Origin of the sequence: Faecalibacter macacae, assembly GCF_003687725.1 — a bacterium.
Classification (GTDB): Bacteria; Bacteroidota; Bacteroidia; order Flavobacteriales; family Weeksellaceae; genus Empedobacter; species Empedobacter macacae.
Genome location: NZ_RDOJ01000011.1, coordinates 69,314 through 86,206, shown reverse-complemented (window position 1 = coordinate 86,206; position 16,893 = coordinate 69,314). Strand labels below are relative to the sequence as shown.

The following is a 16,893-nucleotide window of genomic DNA, read 5'->3' as shown; positions in this document are numbered from 1 at the left end:
ATAAAGGTATAAAAAAACTCGGTTACATGAACCGAGTTTTTAATTATATTTATTTTGTGTGATTATCTTCGAGTTCTTTTTGACTCTTTAGATCCTTTGTAATCTTGAGCTACACGGAATCCAATCCAAGATGTAGCATCAGCTTGGTGCATATATCTTCTTTGACCAGCATCTAGCCAATAAATAGGATCTCTCCATGAACCTCCTTTAACTACACGGACTTCATCAGAAATTTCAGATGTACGTTGAGATGAATCTTTCTCTAATATAACTTTACCATTTTGATCAACAATAAATCTACGTACAGGTGAATTATACATATCACTTGTTTTAATGTTTTCATCATTAGTAATGTTTAAAGTAGATTTAGTATCACCATCTCTATGATTTCCATAATCTTTGGTGATTTCTTTTTTATATGAACCAGGTAATCCTTTGTATACTAATCTACCATTATTTAAAGTGTCATATTCAATGTTCTCTTCATTGTACTTTACGAAACCTCCATTTCCATCATCGATATTCTTTTTAAAAGTATTACCACGGAAATAGTTAAAATCATTCGCTTCATCATCAATAATAGGACGGTAGATGTCAGCAGTCCACTCAGAAACATTTCCTAACATACCATAAACTCCATAATCATTAGATGGGAATTTTTTAACGTCATTTGTAATAGCAGAACCATCGTTACCGAATCCACCAATACCAGAATAATCTCCACGACCTTGTCTAAAATTATCTAAATATTGACCTCTGTTTCTCCCTTTTTCTTCTCGGAATGTGTTTTGAGTAACTTCTTTACCTTTATATTGGTTAAATTCTCTGTTTCCTGCTAAACCTAATGCAGCATATTCCCATTCAGCCTCAGAAGGTAATCTGAATTGTTGAACATCGTCAGAACGTGTTAAACGATTAGCATTTTGAATACGTGTATTAGTTGATTTAATTTGGTAACTTTTTAAAAGTTTAGTAGAATCAATTGCTTCAGAAACGTTAGAATCATTTTTCTTATATTGTTCTGTATTAAAAGTTTTCTCACCGTAGTTGTATTCTTCGTTTGAATAGTAATCTTTAGCAAGAATTCCTTTGTTCATTAATTCTCTTTCATTAGCACGATCTGTTAACCAATCACAGTAGTTAACTGCTTGTAACCATGTTACACCTACTACTGGATAGTAACTAAACTCTTGTGAAAACATATAATTTTCAGTAGAGAAATCATCACGTGATAACGTATTATTGAAGATAGACTCATCAGGTAAAGCACCATTATAGATATCTTTATATAATGTTTCTTCTGGAGGAAAAACTACTTTTAACCATGTTAAGTATTCACGGTATTCGTAGTTTGTAACTTCAGTTTCTCCAATGAAGAAAGATTTTACTTGCATACGAACAGGAGAATTGTTCCAATCATGCATTACATCGTCCTTAGTAAGTCCCATTGTGAAAGATCCTCCCTCAATGTAAACCATACCAGGCCACCCTTTAACATTCTGTTTCTGTTTTCCGGAAAAAAACCATCCTTTGCTATCATTTGGTTTCCAACCTGTACGGCTTGTGAAAGTTTTTGTTCCACCTCCTTTTTTCTTTCCACCACTTGATGCACAACCTACAAAAGTTGTAAGAGATGCTGCTGCAAGCACTAAAGAAAAAATACGTCCTTTATTCATTTTCATAGAATACTTATGGTTTTCTAAATATTAAATTTATTGCAAATAAAAGCATTTAACAGCAATTTAACAAAGCCGAACGCTATATTTATTTAACTCAAACGAAATATTTATTTTTTTATTTTATTAATCTAAAAATATATTTGTGCTATAATCGTTTTCTAAATATGAAGAAATACATAATTCTAGCAATATCATTATTAAATTATGGTCATTTATTTTCCCAAAATTACAAAATAAATTGGGAAAATAACAAGGACTATGCGTTAACTAATGGTCAAAATATAAAGGTTCCGTTTTTCAATAATTCAGATGAATATTCACTTAATGAATACTATACGCCAAACTTTAATATAGTTTTAAATGAAAGAATCGATAGAGTTGAAATAATAAATGCGAATACAACTCCTTTAACAACAGCTGAATTAGTACAATTTAGAGCATTTGAAATTGTTTCTGATAAAATAAATATATCAAGACAAATATTTTTTGAAAATAATGTTCAAAAAACTTTAATTTCTGTATTTCCTTACATTAAAAAAGGCGAATCAATCCATAGAATTAACTCATTTGATTTAAAAAAATCAACAAATAATAATCGTGTCGAGTCACAATATAGAGTTTTTGAAGATAGTAGAAGTAGTGTCTTAAAGGATGGGAATTGGTTTAAAATTAAAGTGGATAGAACAGGAGTTTTTAAATTAAATAAAAGTTTTTTTACAACAAATGGAATTCCTACTTCAGGATATAATTTATCAACTTTAAAAATTTATGGAAATGGAAGCGGTCGTATGATGGAAAATGCGAGCGAATTTCGTTACGGTGCTTTACAAGAAATTCCTATCGAGTTTATAGGAAGTGAAGACAATTCTTTTGATACAAACGATTATATATCTTTTTATGCAAAAGGACCTCATCAATGGTTTAGACAGAATGAGAGTTCTTTAGCTGATGTTTTTTTACGTTATAACTTATATGATGACTATTCTTATTATTATATAACATATGATGGTAATAGTGGTAAGCGTATTTCGGCTCGTGAAAACACAACAACACCTGTAACTAATTTTAACTCTTATGATGCGTATCAATTTCATGAAAAAGATTCGTTAAATATTAACCAAGTTGGTCGTCAATGGGTTGGTGAAATGTTAAATGGTAGTAATACATTTACTAAGAATTTTAAAACCAATAATCTTGAAGCTGGACAAACAGGATATTTAAAATATTCTGTTGTGGGTAAGAATGCACTAAATACTTCTGCATCTATAACTTTGAATGGCTCTAATCTAGGTTCAGAAAATTTTAATACTTCTGCATTTAACAACAGAACAAATCAAGTACAATTTCCTATTCAAGGAAATGATTTTAATGTCAATATTGCATATAATAATGCTTCAAACCCTGGAGGATTAGCATTTATCAATTTCATAGAAGTTAAATACAAAGAACGATTACAATATGGTAATGCTCAGTTTTCATTCAGGAATTTATCTAATATAAATACTGGTGAAACATTTGGGTTTAATCTTTCTAATAATTCAGGTGTAAAAGTTTGGGATGTATCTGATATTTCATCAACTTATCAAATCATTCCAAATCATTCGACATATAATTATTCTTCTACATCGCAAGATTTTAAAAACGAATTTATTGCTTTTAAAGACGAGCATTTATATACAGATGTGGCATTTGTTGGACGTGTAGCCAATCAAGAAATAAGGGCTTTTAATGACATTAAATTAGCAATTATAACACATCCAAGTTTAAAAGAACAAGCAGTTAGGTTAGCACAATTTAGAGAACAACACAATAATATAAAAGTAGCAGTTGTTACTACGGACGAAATTTATAATGATTTTTCATCTGGTTCTAAAGATCCAATAGCGATTCGTGACTTCTTAAAACACTTAAAAGACAATGGAAATCCATTAGAATATGCGATTCTTTTAGGCGCTACAACTTATGATCCGAAAGATAGAGTGCAAGGAAATATTAATCTTATACCGTCATTTTATAATTTAAATTCAGAGTCTTTAGAAAGTTCGATTACTTCAGATGATTATTATGCAATGTTAGGCGACCAAGCTAATTTTGCATTAGACGCTGGGAATGGTACATATACATACAATGCGAATAATTTAGATATTGCAATTGGTCGTTTACCTGCATCTAATTTATCTGAAGCTAAAACTTTAGTTGATAAGATTATTTCGTATTATGAAAAAATTCCGAACAAAGGAAATTCGTACGGCGATTGGAGAACTAAGATTGTAGCAATTTCTGATGATCCAGAATATGCAAGTATTGAAGTAAATACACCTCGATTTGATCAAGATTTTAATTCAGTTTTTGATCAAAATCAGAATAAATTTTATGCTGTAAACAAATTATATATTGATGCGTATCAACCTGAACAAACTTCAGCTGGTTTACGTTATCCAATGATAAATAGTGCTATACTTAATAATATTGAGTTAGGCACAAATTTCATGATGTATTACGGTCATGGAGGTCCAAGATCTTGGGCTCAGGAACGTATTATTACAGGAGAAGAATTAACAAATCTTTCAAATTTTACAAATACTTTCGCACGTGTTCCTATTGTTGCGACTATTACATGTGATTTTACAGTTTGGGATTTGCCACAATACAACTCTGCCGGAGAAATGATGTTAAAAAATAACAATGGTGGAGCTTTAACTATGTTAACTACAAATCGTCCAATTGGTACAGTTTACGGATCTGCTTTTAATGGGTATATTTTAAAAGAATTATTTCGTTTAGAGAATCATCAAAATATATCAACAGGAAAAGCTTTAATGAATGCGAAGAAATCTTATGCAGTAACAGCTTCAGATCATTCTCGTGTTAATTTATTAGGAGATCCAATGGTTTCAGTTTCTCGTCCGAAACAAGATATCCGAATTACAAATTTTAAGGTTAATGGAGTAGATGTTGATTATAATTCACATCAAATTAAAGCATTAGATTTTGTTGAAATTCAGGGAGAAGTTTTGAATGAAAATTTTGCTTTAGATGGTAATTTTAATGGTAACGTTCAGAATATTTTATATGAAAAACCAGTAGAAAAAGCTTTAAGAAATAATAAAGGCCACGGAGGTTTTGTACCTTATTCATTTACAGAAGAATTTAAAACAATCTATAAAGGGAATTCCAAAGTAACTGACGGTCAATTTACAATGAAATATTATGTACCAAAAGATATTAATTACGAAGTTGGTGAACGTAAATTAGTCCTTTATGCATACAGTGAAAATAGAGATGCTGTAATGAATTCTAAAGTGATTGTTGGTGGTTTAAATGAAAACGGTATCAATGATGATGAAATTCCACAAGGAAAATTATACATGAATAATTTAAACTTTGCGAATGGTGGTATTACAGATCGTGATCCTTATCTTATCGGTTGTTTAACGGATAATACAGGGATAAATGCAACAGGATCAAGTATTGGACATGATGTTGTTGCAACTTTAGATGGTCGTATTCAGGATTCTTATGTTTTAAATGAATATTTTGAATCTGGTGACAGTAATCCATGTGTCAATAAAAATTTTGAAGATTTCCAAAAAGGACAAGTTATTTATCAATTAAAAAATCTTGAATTAGGAAGTCATAAAGTTGAACTTAAATTTTGGGATATTAATAATAATTCTAATACAGCAACTTTAGATTTTGTTGTAATGGAAAGTGGCTCAAATCAATTGCATATTGATAAATTATTAAACTGGCCAAATCCATTCACTAATAATACGTTTTTCCATTTCGAGCATAATTGTGATTCTGAATTAGAAGTAATGGTGCAGATTTTTACAGTTTCTGGAAGATTAGTAAAAACAATAAAACAAACGGTTTCAGCAGAACCTTTTAGAGAAGGTTATCGTACAGGAAAATATGCAATAGAATGGGATGGATTGGATGATTTTGGAGATAAAATTGGAAAAGGAACATACATCTATAAAGCAAATGTTAGAGGTTTAAATTCTGAAACTTGTAAAGGAACAGCAACCGCAATAGAAAAATTAGTAATTCTTAAATAATTAAAAAGGTCAGTTTTTAAACTGGCCTTTTACAATATTTTATATTTTATTTCGTTATCTATTAGATTTTAATTTAACTAAATCACTTATATTTTAAAAATACGGTTTGTAATAATAAATTCAACAGTATAAATAAGTATAAATTTTAACATTGTTAATCCCTTATTACGTAAAAGGACTGTATATTTGCGGGCTTTTATACTATAATAAATAAATAACTAATAATAGATACATGAAAAAGATTACCAGTAGCTTATTGATGTTAATGTCGGTTGCTTTGTTTGCGCAAGAAATTCCAAATGAACCAAACCCAATTTTAACAGGTGCACCTTTTTTAAGAATTTCACCTGATGCACGTGCAGGATCATTAGGAGATCAAGGGGTTGCAACATCAGCAGATAATTTTTCTCAATACTGGAATGCTGCAAAATATGCATTTAGTAAAGATTATTCAGGAGTAGCATTTACATATACACCATATATGAGTTCTTTAACAAGTGATGTTTTCTTGTTAAACGCAACTTATTTCACATTTTTAGGAACTGAAGAACGTAGTACCTTAGCAGCAAGTATTTATTACTTTAACATGGGTGAAATTGAGTTGAATAGTTTAAATGCAGCAACTGGTCAAATACAAAATGACGGTATTGCAAAACCAAACGAATTCTCTATCGATTTATCATACGGTTTACGTTTATCAGATTATTATTCGATGGCTGTTACAGGTCGTTTTATTCGTTCAGACTTATTCAACGGATTAAATGATGCAACAGTTCAGCCAGCAAATACATTTGCAGTAGATATTGCAGGTTTCTATCAATCAGAAACAATGAGTACTAATAATTTCGATGGTAAATTACGTGCAGGTTTCCAAATCTCTAATATCGGTCCAAAATTAGATTATTCTAATCAAGAAGATAATTCATCATACTTACCTACAAATTTACGTTTAGGAGTTGGTTATGATTTCAAATTTGATGACTATAACAAAGTTGCAGTTACTACTGAATTTGCTAAATTATTAGTTCCAACACCTCAATATGAATTTGACGAAGAAGGAAATGTACGTTACCGTTACATTCCAAACAAAGGTCCTATTGACGGAATTTTTAGTTCATTTGGTGATGCTCCAGGTGGAGGTTCTGAAGAGTTGAAAGAAATAACATATTCTGTTGGAGCTGAATATTCTTATAACGAAGCATTATTTATTAGAGCAGGTTATTTTCATGAAAATGCAATGAAAGGAGATCGTCAGCACTTAACATTAGGAGCTGGATTAAAATATAATTCGTTCGGAATTGATTTTTCTTATTTAATTCCAACATCTAAAACGAATAATGCATTAGAAAATACATTACGTTTCGGAGTTTCATGGAATTTCGGAGGAGAAACTCAAAATAGTTACGATTACTAAGATTTCGATCAATACTTTATATTAAGTCAGTCCATTGGGCTGACTTTTTTATTATCTTACATCAACAAAATAAAAAAAGATTAAAACCTATATTTGTAAAAACAATCACTATGTCTAACGTTGGATTAATAATAGAAGAAAGAGCAGCGGATTTAGGAAACTTCCTAGTTGGTCGTTTATTACCGTTCCGTCAAAAAAGAGCAGTTGGTCCATTTGTATTTATTGATCATATGGGACCAACACATTTAAAAGATTATCAAAATTTAGATGTTGGACCTCATCCACATATCGGATTGTCTACTTTAACATATTTATTTGAAGGTTCAATTCAACATAAAGATAGTTTGGGTAATGATTTAGAAATAACACCAGGTGCTGTAAATTGGATGGATGGTGGTAAAGGTGTAGTTCATTCAGAACGTACACCAGAATATTTACGTACGACTGATAAGGTTGTACATGGATTACAAATTTGGATTGCTTTACCCAAAGAAAAAGAAGAGATTGATCCAAGTTTTACTCATATTGAATCTAATAAATTACCTACTTGGTCAGAAAATGGAATCGATTTTAAATTAATTGCTGGGAAATATAAAGACTTAGAATCGCCAGTTCCAGTACATTCTCCATTGTATTATATTGAAGCTAAAGCTAAAGTTGATGGAAAGGTTAATTTAGGGAGTGGATTGTTCGGAGAATCAGCTCTTTATATACTTGAAGGTGAAGTGATAGATGAAGGTCAATCTTATGGTGAAAAACAATTATTAGTAGCTAAAGATGCTTCAATTTGTACTTTAAATTTAAAAGCAGGAACTACTATTTATATATTTGGTGGAGATCCTTTTCCAGAAGAACGCTTCATTTATTGGAATTTTGTTAGTTCTTCAAAAGAAAGATTAGAGCAAGCAAAAGAAGATTGGACAAATCATAAATTTCCATTAGTTCCAGGAGATAACGATTATGTTCCAATGCCTGATTATAAAACTAAAAAATAAGATAAGATGAGTGTTGAAATTAAAGGAAATTCTACCAAAGAAAGTTATATTACTGAATTATCTACAAGAGGATTAAACTTTATTGTTGATGAACCATTTGATAAAGGTGGTAAAGATACAGCTGTAACACCTATGGAATTAATTGGTGGTGCATTATCTTCTTGTACAATAATTACTTTACAAATGTATTTTAACCATAAAGAATGGGCTTACGATTCTGTTGAAGTAGATGTAGATTTCGATTATTCTTCATTTCCTGTAACTTTTAAAAGAATAGTTCGAGTAAAAGGTACTTTTGATGAAAAACAAGCAAAAAGAATTAACGGAATTGCTAATGCATGTCCAGTTCATAAATTGTTAGAAAAAGGTCACGAAATTGAAACTATCGTGGAGTTAATTTAGATTTTTAACTTTATTCATCAAAAAGAGAAAAGATCTTAGGATTTTTTCTCTTTTTTTATTTGTCTAAATCCTTTTCTGTACTAGCTTGATATAGAGTTTTTAAAAGTTAAATGAATTTATTCAAAATGGAATAAATTATGTTTAAAAATAGTTAAGATGTAAGAAGTACTATTTATTCTGCTCATAAATGATTAAATTGCGGGATAATCAGAACATTGATAACGTGACGCATCAACAAAGAACAAGTGCAATTCGTAGAGAAATTACACAATCATATAAAGATTTAAAGGCGAAATATCCTATTTTAAAACATCAAAACGCTATTGGTTTTGCAATCTTTGCATTTGCAGTAGTTTTAAGTTTATTGTTAGGCTATTTATGGTATATAGGAATTGTATCTGCATGGGTTTTAATTCCTGCAAACGCATTTTTATTTGGATTATTACATGAGTTAGAACACGATTTAATCCATTATATGTACTTTAAAAGTAATAAAGCTGTCCATAACTTTATGTTAGGATGGATTTGGATTTTAAGACCTTTAACTTTAAATCCATGGTTCCGTAGAACATTACACTTTCATCATCATCGTTTTTCAGGAACTTTACATGATGTTGAAGAGCGTGGAGTTACAAACGGTGAAAAATGGTCGCTAAAACGATTAATTTTTACTCCAGATTTAGTTTTAGGAAATTTATTCAGAGTTGTTGGTTTATTTTCTGATATCAAGAAAGAGGTTACAAACGGAAATTTAAAATTTGAAGTTGCAAACAAATTAAAACTTTACGGAGTTTTTGGTTTAATTCCTTTAACTATTATCGCTCATATTTTATTGTATATCTATTCTGCGGATGCGGTAGTAAATTTTATCAACGGAATTTTCAATACAGATTTTGTTTTACCAAGTTGGATTGATGCTGTTTTACAATGGAGTAATCCAATTATTTACATTGTATTATTACCAAATTTATTACGTCAGTTTTCTTTACATTTTATTACTTCAAACTTACATTACTTTGGTGATGTTGAAAAAGGAAACGTGATGGAACAGACACAAATCTTAAACGTTTGGTGGACATATCCTTTCCAAATTTTTTGTTTCTTCTTCGGTTGGACGCATGCAATTCACCATTTTGTAGTTAATGAAACGTTTTATGTACGTCATATTGCTCGTAAAAAAGCCCACGAAGTAATGAAAGCTCACGGTGTTCGATTCAATGATTTAGGAACATTTAGAAGAGCAAATCGTTACCACGAAACAACTAAATAAGATCAAAATAAATATATAAGCGACCTGATGAGGTCGCTTTTTTTATGCAATAGAATTATAAACGATACGTTCTATATTTATGTTTAGCACTTATCCTTTTACGAAATTATTTTTATTATCTATTTTAGGAATCATCTTAGGTTGGATAATTAATGCATTAACTTGGACTGGTTATTTTCCTCATTCATTCTTAAATATAACGCTATTTTTAGGAATCGGATTAATGTATTTATCATTCGCTTTATTGATTGTAAGTCTTGTTTTAGGAATTTTTAAAATAATTCGGAATGTCTAAATATTTTAAATTGATCTTTGGTTTATCAATGACCTTATTTTTATTAATCCAAGTCCAAGGTTTTTTTGATTTAGGGTTAATCTCTTTTATACTATATATCATTGAGGTTATTATCTTCATTGCTGTTGTAATTTTGATATTGATCGGATTGTATAAATGGATGAACAATCCAATACGTTTTCATATCATCATTTTAGGAATAAGCAGTATTTTATTAGGATTAATTATTTATAAGCCTTTTGGTTTGATTGATGATAAAATGATTTACGGAGAAAATCTACTATTTGTTCATGAAGAAGGTGTTGCAAGTTGTACATCAAGTTTTGAGTTTAAAAAGAATGGTAAATATTTCCAAAAATCAGTATGTTTTGGGATTAATCGAAAAGTCGGGAACTACACAATAAATAATGATACAATCTATTTAGATACGCTGCAAATTAACCAATATAAATATGGTGTAATACATCGAAAAGATTCAGTTTTAAAAATGTATTTAACTCATCCTAAAACAGCAAAAGATTTTGAAGACTTTAAACTTGATTCTGCTCAACTTCAAAAGAAAATAGAATATTCTACTAAGAAATTTTATAAAATTTATGAGATCAATGGGATATGATTTAATTCTAAAATCTTTAAAATTTATAATTAAAGTAAAACTTTATTAAATACTGTTAATATATTTAATAATCAATTATTTAAACTTAAAAAAAACAACACTTATGAAATCCACAATTAAAGTCTTATTAAGTATATTTATTGCTTTAATTTTTTCAACTATTAGCCTTTTGTTTTATGGTCTAAATTTAATGGATAAAGAAGATCGTTATGGAAATTTAGTTTATTATAATAATGAGGTAAAAGATGGCGATTTGATTTTTAAAAATCAATCAAATAATAAGGATTCTTATATTAAATATACTGAAGCTGGAGTGATTGAAAAGAGTTTTAATAAAGTATATGTTTGGGATTTAAATCATACAATTAAAAAAGATTTGTACACTTGGTCAGAAGAAAATAATGAATCAAGAAGAATTGTGATTCGAAATAATTCCATTAAAAATATTCAGATTAAAAAAGGAAATTACAATCAATTCATAGTTGAAAATAAAGCAAATATTATTGTTTCTGATTAATCTTCAATTGTCATTCTGTTTGATTGTTGTGTCAAGCTGAATTCATTTCAGCTTCGCATTTAGTTAGGATTTAATCTTGAAAACGTGTTTATATACAAGTTAATTTAATCAGAGAGAACAAATGTCATTCTGAGTTAGTCGAAGAATCTTTATATAATTAATGTTAAATCCACATAAGACAATTTCGTTAAACTATATTTATTTCAACATCTAAAAATCAGATATTACATTGTATCATTTGTCACATTTCGACAAGTTCAATGTGACAAATGAATTTCATATAAAACAAAAGCCACTCAATCGAGTGGCTTATTTATTTTAATAATCTTCCATTTTATAAAACTGAACAGTATCATTATTTTTCTTAAAAGTAAACGATGACGTTTTTACAGTGTACTCATCTGTTTTTTGATAAGTTTCAGTAATAAACATATCCTTGTGTCTATAGCTTCGAATAATTTTTCCGGAATTCGAACGATTCATTTCATTTCTTAAATCCAAAATAGTTGGTGAAATGATATAATCAGGTTGATTCTCAATTCGTTTAATGTATTGATTTACTTCTGAAGAATCCATTATAAAAGTTGAATTTTGTTCAACTGATCTAAATCCTGAAATATCATTATCTAAGACGCGCAAAGAGCCTTTCACATTTATATTCGCATCATGAAAATCGACTAACGCATCATATTTATCATACATTTGACTTCGATAGCTAAATTTTAAAAGCGGAATAGAAACTAATAGGAAAACACCTAAACTAATTGCAATTGCAGCTTTTGGATAACCAACCATTCTAATCCCAAAATAGATAAACGGTACCAATAATAATATGATGATTCCTAATAAAATCACCGCTAATCCTGCACCCATTAGCCGTTAATCATCGTTAAAAATTCGTCTTCTGTTAATACAGTGATTGTTCCAATTTCTTCGGCTTTCTTTAATTTACTTCCGGCTTTTTCTCCGGCAATTAAATAATTTAAGTTTTTAGAAACTGCCGAAATATTTTTACCTCCGTTGGCTTCAACCATTTTTTGAGCTTCAGTTCGTGTAAACTTCGTTAAAGTTCCAGTAAATAAGAATGTTTTTCCATCTAAAGCATCAGACAAAGGCTTTTCAGCTTCTCCCATTTCAAAATTAAGTTCATAAGATCTTAATCGAGAAATGATTTCTAAATTTGCTTCATCTTTAAAGTAATCTTTAATTGAAATTGCAATCTTTTCACCAATATCACCAACTGAAACTAATTCTTCCATCGTTGCAGCCATTAAGCGATCTATCGTTTGGAAATGCTTTACTAATTTTTTCGCTACAGTTTCACCAACGTGACGAATTCCAATCGCATAAAGCACTTTTTCGAAAGGCTGTTCTTTCGATTTTTCAACAGAATTTATAATATTTTGAGCAGATTTTTCAGCCATTCGATCCAATGGTAAAATATCTTCTTTTTGTAAGGTATAGAAATCAGCTACGTTATTTACTAAACCTGCTTGATATAATAGAGCAGCAGTTTCTCCACCAATACTATCAATATTCATAGCTTTACGAGAAATAAAATGCTCTAATTTACCAATGATTTGAGGCTCGCAACCACTATCATTTGGGCAATAATGTTGTGCTTCACCATCTTTACGAATCAATTCTGTTCCACAAGATGGACATTCTTTTATAAATTCGATTTCCTTTGTTTCTGGTTGACGAACATCAGTATTTACCCCCACAATTTTAGGAATAATTTCGCCACCTTTTTCAACGTAAACCATATCACCAATTCGGATATCTAATTTCTTGATGATATCCTCGTTATGAACCGACGCACGTTTAACAATTGTTCCGGCTAATGAAACCGGAGCTAAATTAGCAACTGGAGTAATTGCACCTGTACGACCAACTTGGTAATCGATACTTAACAATTCTGTTTCGGCAGCCTCAGCTTTAAATTTATATGCCATAGCCCAACGTGGAGATTTAGCTGTGTAGCCTAATTCATCTTGTTGCGCAAACGAATTTACTTTAATTACGATTCCGTCCGTTTCGTATGATAAATTTTTACGTTCAACATCCCAATAATCAACAAATGCTAAAACTTCTTCTAAAGTTGTACATAATTTTGAAGTATTTGGAACTTTAAAACCTAAATCGTGAGCTGCTTGTAACATTTCCCATTGTGTTGCATAAGGTAAATTGTTCCCGATAAAATAATAAGGGAAACATTGTAAACCTCGTTTAGCAACTTCTGTATTATCTTGTAATTTTAATGATCCTGAAGCTGTATTTCTTGGATTTGCATATAATTCTAATCCATTATTTGCACGATCTTCATTAATCATTTTAAAAGTATCCAAAGGAATCGTGATTTCGCCACGCATATAAAATTTTTCAGGATAATTGCCTTTTAATTTTAAAGGAATAGACTGAATCGTTCTGATATTATTTGTGATTTCATCACCACGCGTACCATCACCACGGGTCACTGCTTGCGTTAATTCGCCATTTTCGTAACAAATAGAAATAGAAGCTCCATCATATTTTAATTCACATACAAATTCTACTTTCTCGTCGCCTAATTGCTTTTCAAGACGTTTTTCCCAATCCTGTAAATCTTCAATCGAATACGAATTATCCAAAGAATACATTCTGAATTCGTGCTGAATTGTCGGGAAGTTTTTTGTAACCATTCCACCAACACGTTGTGTAGGAGAGTTTACATCAAAAAAAATAGGGTTTTCTTGTTCTAATTTTTGTAAATCCTTTAATTTCAAATCAAATTCAAAATCAGAAATAGTAGGAGTATCTAATACGTAGTAATTGTAATTATGTTGATTTAATTCTTCGCGTAATGCTAAAATTCTTTCTTTAATATCCATAGTATTTAAACTTGAAAGCAAATATAATTCGTAGAATCTATAAGCACAATTTTTAAAATAAATTAAGAGTGATTATATTTAGTTATTAAATAAAAAGACATGAATAATATTTTAGATATCATCGATACAAAATCGAAAGATTTTGAAAACACAGTTTCAATTGTTACAACTGGAGCTGCTGCCGGAATTGCAATTTCGAAAGGAATTAATAAAAATCAAAAAATTGGTGCTTTAGTAGGAATTGGTGTTGGTTTGGCGATTTATACTTTATTTGCGCCAAAAAACGAACTAAAAAAAGTAGGTAAGGTGATAGGAAATCAAATTAATGAAATTGAAAACAAAATTGAAAAGTAAGTATTTCTTAATCGCAAGTATTATTGTTTTTGCAATAAGTTTGCTTCTACCATTATATATTAATCTTAATGAAAGTTTAGATAAACTAATAAATTACGGAGAAATTTATGGTTATCAAGCCTTATTACTAGGCTGGATGACCTTTCCCTATATTGATTTCTTTTGTTGGTTAGCAAACTTCACATTATTAATTTCTTGGGTATTTTATAGAAAACAATTTGCTAATTATTTGGTTTCAGCGGGAACAGTTTTAGCTTTTCTTTTTGGAATTAATCATGTTACTCAATTAGATTTTATGGAAGTACATGATTATGAGCTTAATTTATTTGGTTATTGGTTTTGGATTATTGCAATGCTTTTACAAATTGTAGCTACAAAACTTTATCAGAAAGAGAAAATCATTCTATTAAATGAAGAATAAGTATTTGCTTTGGTCGAGTATAGGATGTTATATTTTAAGTCTTGCTTTACCTGTAAAGTATAATCTTTCTGAATCTTTTGAAGAATTTAATTACTCACATGCAGTAGGATTTTTATATATGCTTTGTGGTTATATAACTTTTTTTGATGCTAAAGTAGATTTCATTTGTTGGTTGGGGAATATTACAATTTTACTAAGTTGGATTTTATTTTGGAAAAACAATTTAGGTAAATTACTAAGTATAATTGCTTTTTCACAAATGTTTCTATTTGGTTTAGATTGGATTTTAAGAATTAATTTAATTGATGTGATAGATTATGAATCTACACCAGTAGGCTATTTGTTTTGGCTTGCTTCATCAATCTTTATGTTATTGTATCATTTCTATCCAATTCAAAATAATATCAATCAGAATAATTAAATAAAATCATTCATTATATGTATAAGCCATTTATCGTTTCAACTTTATTCTTGCCAATATTAGCTTTTAGTCAATTACAAAACGTTTTTAAAGAGAAAATTGATTCTATTTACGAAAAAAATAAGGATGCAATTGGAATTTTGGTCCATGTCGAAGCACCAAATCAAAATATATCTTGGAGTTATGCAAAAGGAGTTTCAGATCTAACAACGAAAGAATTATTAAATCCTCAACAGCCAGTTTTAATCGCTAGTAATACGAAAACTTATGTATCTGCTGCAATTTTGCGTTTGGTTGAATTAGAAAAAATTAGTTTAAATCAATCCATTAAGTATTTATTATCTAAAAATACACAAAAGCTATTTGAAGATGATGGCTATAATTTAGAAGAAATAACTGTTAAACATTTATTATCTCACACTTCTGGAATTCAAGATTACGCAAATCAATCTTATTTTGATTTTGTTCTTCAGAATCCCAATTATAATTGGACGAAAGAAGAACAAATGAAAAGAGCTGTTGAGGTTGGAACGCCTCAAAAAGTAGGTGAAAATTTTTTGTATGCTGATATTAATTATTTGCTTTTAACGGAAATTATAGAACAAAAAACTAAGAAACCATTTTATAAATCGATGAGAGATTTACTTAAATTTAAAGAATTAGGTTTATCGAAAACATGGTTTATTAATTTAGAAAAATATCCAAATCAAACTTTAGCATTGGCGCATCAATATTCTACTAAAAATAATATGGATTCTTATCAAATCAATCCATCTTGGGATCTTTATGGCGGTGGTGGTTATGCGTCGACTGTAAAAGAAACAGCTTTATTTTACCAAAATTTATTCCAAGGCAAAATAATCAAAAATCAAAAGGTATTAGATAAAATGTCAACTTATGTTTTGCCGATTGATAAAACAGATTATTGCTTAGGTATTTCAAATACGCTTTACGCTGATTTAGGTTTTAGAGTTTATGCTCATGGTGGTTTTTGGGGAACTGATGCGTTATATTCTCCAGAAACTAATGCGACGATTAGTGTTTTTACTTTGCAACAAGATAAAAGTTATCTTATAAATCCGGTGATTGGAAAAGAGTTCCAAAAATTATTATTGAAGAGTAAATAGTGTAATTGTTTATGATTAATTATTTCTATCCAAATCCAATTCATAAAATTGAAAGTCAAATCTAATCGGTTTGACTTTTTTTATTTGTTATGAATATCATAATTTCTTCTCGATGAGGTTTAGATAAAATTAAAATATATGTTTAAATAATTATTAAATATTTAAAATAATCTATAATTCGGATTAAATTCAAGCTTTTTACCTCGTTATTTAGCTTAAAAACCATTCAAAATCTTCTAATTTTAACAATTATTATCATATTCGTAATTTACTCTTGAAGCGGATTAGATAAAGTATAAAAAATGCTATAATATTTTATTGATAATATAGTGGTTTTTTATTACATGATTTATATTTCTATAAACTCTATAAATAAAGTAGAGAAATAATTTGTTTATTTTTTTCAATTGTTTAGATTTGTTTCATTATTAATCTCTATAAAAACCATAGA

The 16,893-nt window shown here is 29.3% G+C and carries 15 protein-coding genes; 12 read left to right on the top strand and 3 right to left on the bottom strand.

All coding sequences use genetic code 11. The features are described 5' to 3' along the window. Window positions 1-62 precede the first annotated feature (62 nt). On the bottom strand, window positions 63-1,676 hold the full coding sequence (gldJ, locus tag EAH69_RS09130) for a gliding motility lipoprotein GldJ (RefSeq protein ID WP_121934910.1): 1,614 nt from the start codon (window positions 1,674-1,676) through the stop codon (window positions 63-65). A 167-nt stretch (window positions 1,677-1,843) separates the two neighbouring features. On the opposite strand from gldJ, the gene porU reads away from it, so the two are divergent. The 8 genes from porU (at window position 1,844) to EAH69_RS09090 (ending at window position 11,249) form a co-directional block, all read left to right on the top strand. After that, complete coding sequence (porU, locus tag EAH69_RS09125; protein ID WP_121934890.1) at window positions 1,844-5,740, top strand: type IX secretion system sortase PorU; 3,897 nt, start codon at window positions 1,844-1,846, stop codon at window positions 5,738-5,740. A 232-nt stretch (window positions 5,741-5,972) separates the two neighbouring features. Continuing rightward, a complete protein-coding gene (gene porV, locus EAH69_RS09120; protein ID WP_121934889.1) occupies window positions 5,973-7,154 on the top strand; it encodes a type IX secretion system outer membrane channel protein PorV in 1,182 nt (393 codons plus the stop codon). A 110-nt stretch (window positions 7,155-7,264) separates the two neighbouring features. Further along, window positions 7,265-8,149 (top strand): pirin family protein, encoded by an 885-nt coding sequence (locus EAH69_RS09115; protein WP_121934888.1) that lies wholly within the window; start codon window positions 7,265-7,267, stop codon window positions 8,147-8,149. A 6-nt stretch (window positions 8,150-8,155) separates the two neighbouring features. Continuing rightward, the gene (locus tag EAH69_RS09110) at window positions 8,156-8,551 is read left to right on the top strand and encodes an OsmC family protein (protein ID WP_121934887.1); all 396 of its coding nucleotides are present in this window, start codon (window positions 8,156-8,158) and stop codon (window positions 8,549-8,551) included. A 187-nt stretch (window positions 8,552-8,738) separates the two neighbouring features. Further along, entirely contained in the window at window positions 8,739-9,821 is a 1,083-nt protein-coding gene (locus tag EAH69_RS09105; RefSeq protein WP_147439118.1) for a fatty acid desaturase, read from the top strand. A gap of 79 nt (window positions 9,822-9,900) precedes the next feature. Continuing rightward, complete coding sequence (locus EAH69_RS09100; RefSeq protein WP_121934885.1) at window positions 9,901-10,116, top strand: hypothetical protein; 216 nt, start codon at window positions 9,901-9,903, stop codon at window positions 10,114-10,116. After that, a complete protein-coding gene (locus EAH69_RS09095) occupies window positions 10,109-10,732 on the top strand; it encodes a hypothetical protein (RefSeq protein WP_121934884.1) in 624 nt (207 codons plus the stop codon). The genes EAH69_RS09100 and EAH69_RS09095 overlap by 8 nt, the downstream gene beginning before the upstream one ends. A 190-nt stretch (window positions 10,733-10,922) precedes the next feature. Continuing rightward, a complete protein-coding gene (locus tag EAH69_RS09090; protein WP_121934883.1) occupies window positions 10,923-11,249 on the top strand; it encodes a hypothetical protein in 327 nt (108 codons plus the stop codon). A 318-nt stretch (window positions 11,250-11,567) separates the two neighbouring features. On the opposite strand, the gene EAH69_RS09085 is transcribed toward EAH69_RS09090, so the two are convergent. After that, window positions 11,568-12,122, bottom strand: coding sequence for a hypothetical protein (locus tag EAH69_RS09085; protein ID WP_121934882.1), 555 nt, complete (start codon window positions 12,120-12,122; stop codon window positions 11,568-11,570). Continuing rightward, the gene (ligA, locus tag EAH69_RS09080; RefSeq protein WP_121934881.1) at window positions 12,122-14,119 is read right to left on the bottom strand and encodes an NAD-dependent DNA ligase LigA; all 1,998 of its coding nucleotides are present in this window, start codon (window positions 14,117-14,119) and stop codon (window positions 12,122-12,124) included. The genes EAH69_RS09085 and ligA overlap by 1 nt, the downstream gene beginning before the upstream one ends. Before the next feature lie 99 nt (window positions 14,120-14,218). Here ligA and EAH69_RS09075 point away from each other — a divergent pair, with 99 nt between their 5' ends. From EAH69_RS09075 to EAH69_RS09060, 4 genes are read left to right on the top strand one after another with little or no spacing between them, the layout of a single operon-like run. Beyond that, entirely contained in the window at window positions 14,219-14,473 is a 255-nt protein-coding gene (locus tag EAH69_RS09075) for a hypothetical protein (RefSeq protein WP_121934880.1), read from the top strand. After that, window positions 14,445-14,894, top strand: a complete 450-nt coding sequence (locus tag EAH69_RS09070; protein ID WP_121934879.1) for a hypothetical protein — start codon at window positions 14,445-14,447, stop codon at window positions 14,892-14,894. The genes EAH69_RS09075 and EAH69_RS09070 overlap by 29 nt, the downstream gene beginning before the upstream one ends. Continuing rightward, window positions 14,884-15,315: a hypothetical protein gene (locus tag EAH69_RS09065; RefSeq protein ID WP_121934878.1), complete on the top strand. Its 432-nt coding sequence runs from the start codon at window positions 14,884-14,886 to the stop codon at window positions 15,313-15,315. Before EAH69_RS09070 ends, EAH69_RS09065 begins: the two co-directional genes overlap by 11 nt. 17 nt (window positions 15,316-15,332) lie before the next feature. After that, the gene (locus EAH69_RS09060) at window positions 15,333-16,442 is read left to right on the top strand and encodes a serine hydrolase domain-containing protein (RefSeq protein WP_121934877.1); all 1,110 of its coding nucleotides are present in this window, start codon (window positions 15,333-15,335) and stop codon (window positions 16,440-16,442) included. Window positions 16,443-16,893 lie beyond the last annotated feature (451 nt).

Coding starts and splice junctions, on each gene's coding strand:
- gldJ (WP_121934910.1), bottom strand. CDS start 1,676: ATGAATAAAGGACGTATTTTTTCTTTAGTGCTTGCAGCAGCATCTCTT.
- porU (WP_121934890.1), top strand. CDS start 1,844: ATGAAGAAATACATAATTCTAGCAATATCATTATTAAATTATGGTCAT.
- porV (WP_121934889.1), top strand. CDS start 5,973: ATGAAAAAGATTACCAGTAGCTTATTGATGTTAATGTCGGTTGCTTTG.
- EAH69_RS09115 (WP_121934888.1), top strand. CDS start 7,265: ATGTCTAACGTTGGATTAATAATAGAAGAAAGAGCAGCGGATTTAGGA.
- EAH69_RS09110 (WP_121934887.1), top strand. CDS start 8,156: ATGAGTGTTGAAATTAAAGGAAATTCTACCAAAGAAAGTTATATTACT.
- EAH69_RS09105 (WP_147439118.1), top strand. CDS start 8,739: ATGATTAAATTGCGGGATAATCAGAACATTGATAACGTGACGCATCAA.
- EAH69_RS09100 (WP_121934885.1), top strand. CDS start 9,901: ATGTTTAGCACTTATCCTTTTACGAAATTATTTTTATTATCTATTTTA.
- EAH69_RS09095 (WP_121934884.1), top strand. CDS start 10,109: ATGTCTAAATATTTTAAATTGATCTTTGGTTTATCAATGACCTTATTT.
- EAH69_RS09090 (WP_121934883.1), top strand. CDS start 10,923: ATGGATAAAGAAGATCGTTATGGAAATTTAGTTTATTATAATAATGAG.
- EAH69_RS09085 (WP_121934882.1), bottom strand. CDS start 12,122: ATGGGTGCAGGATTAGCGGTGATTTTATTAGGAATCATCATATTATTA.
- ligA (WP_121934881.1), bottom strand. CDS start 14,119: ATGGATATTAAAGAAAGAATTTTAGCATTACGCGAAGAATTAAATCAA.
- EAH69_RS09075 (WP_121934880.1), top strand. CDS start 14,219: ATGAATAATATTTTAGATATCATCGATACAAAATCGAAAGATTTTGAA.
- EAH69_RS09070 (WP_121934879.1), top strand. CDS start 14,445: ATGAAATTGAAAACAAAATTGAAAAGTAAGTATTTCTTAATCGCAAGT.
- EAH69_RS09065 (WP_121934878.1), top strand. CDS start 14,884: ATGAAGAATAAGTATTTGCTTTGGTCGAGTATAGGATGTTATATTTTA.
- EAH69_RS09060 (WP_121934877.1), top strand. CDS start 15,333: ATGTATAAGCCATTTATCGTTTCAACTTTATTCTTGCCAATATTAGCT.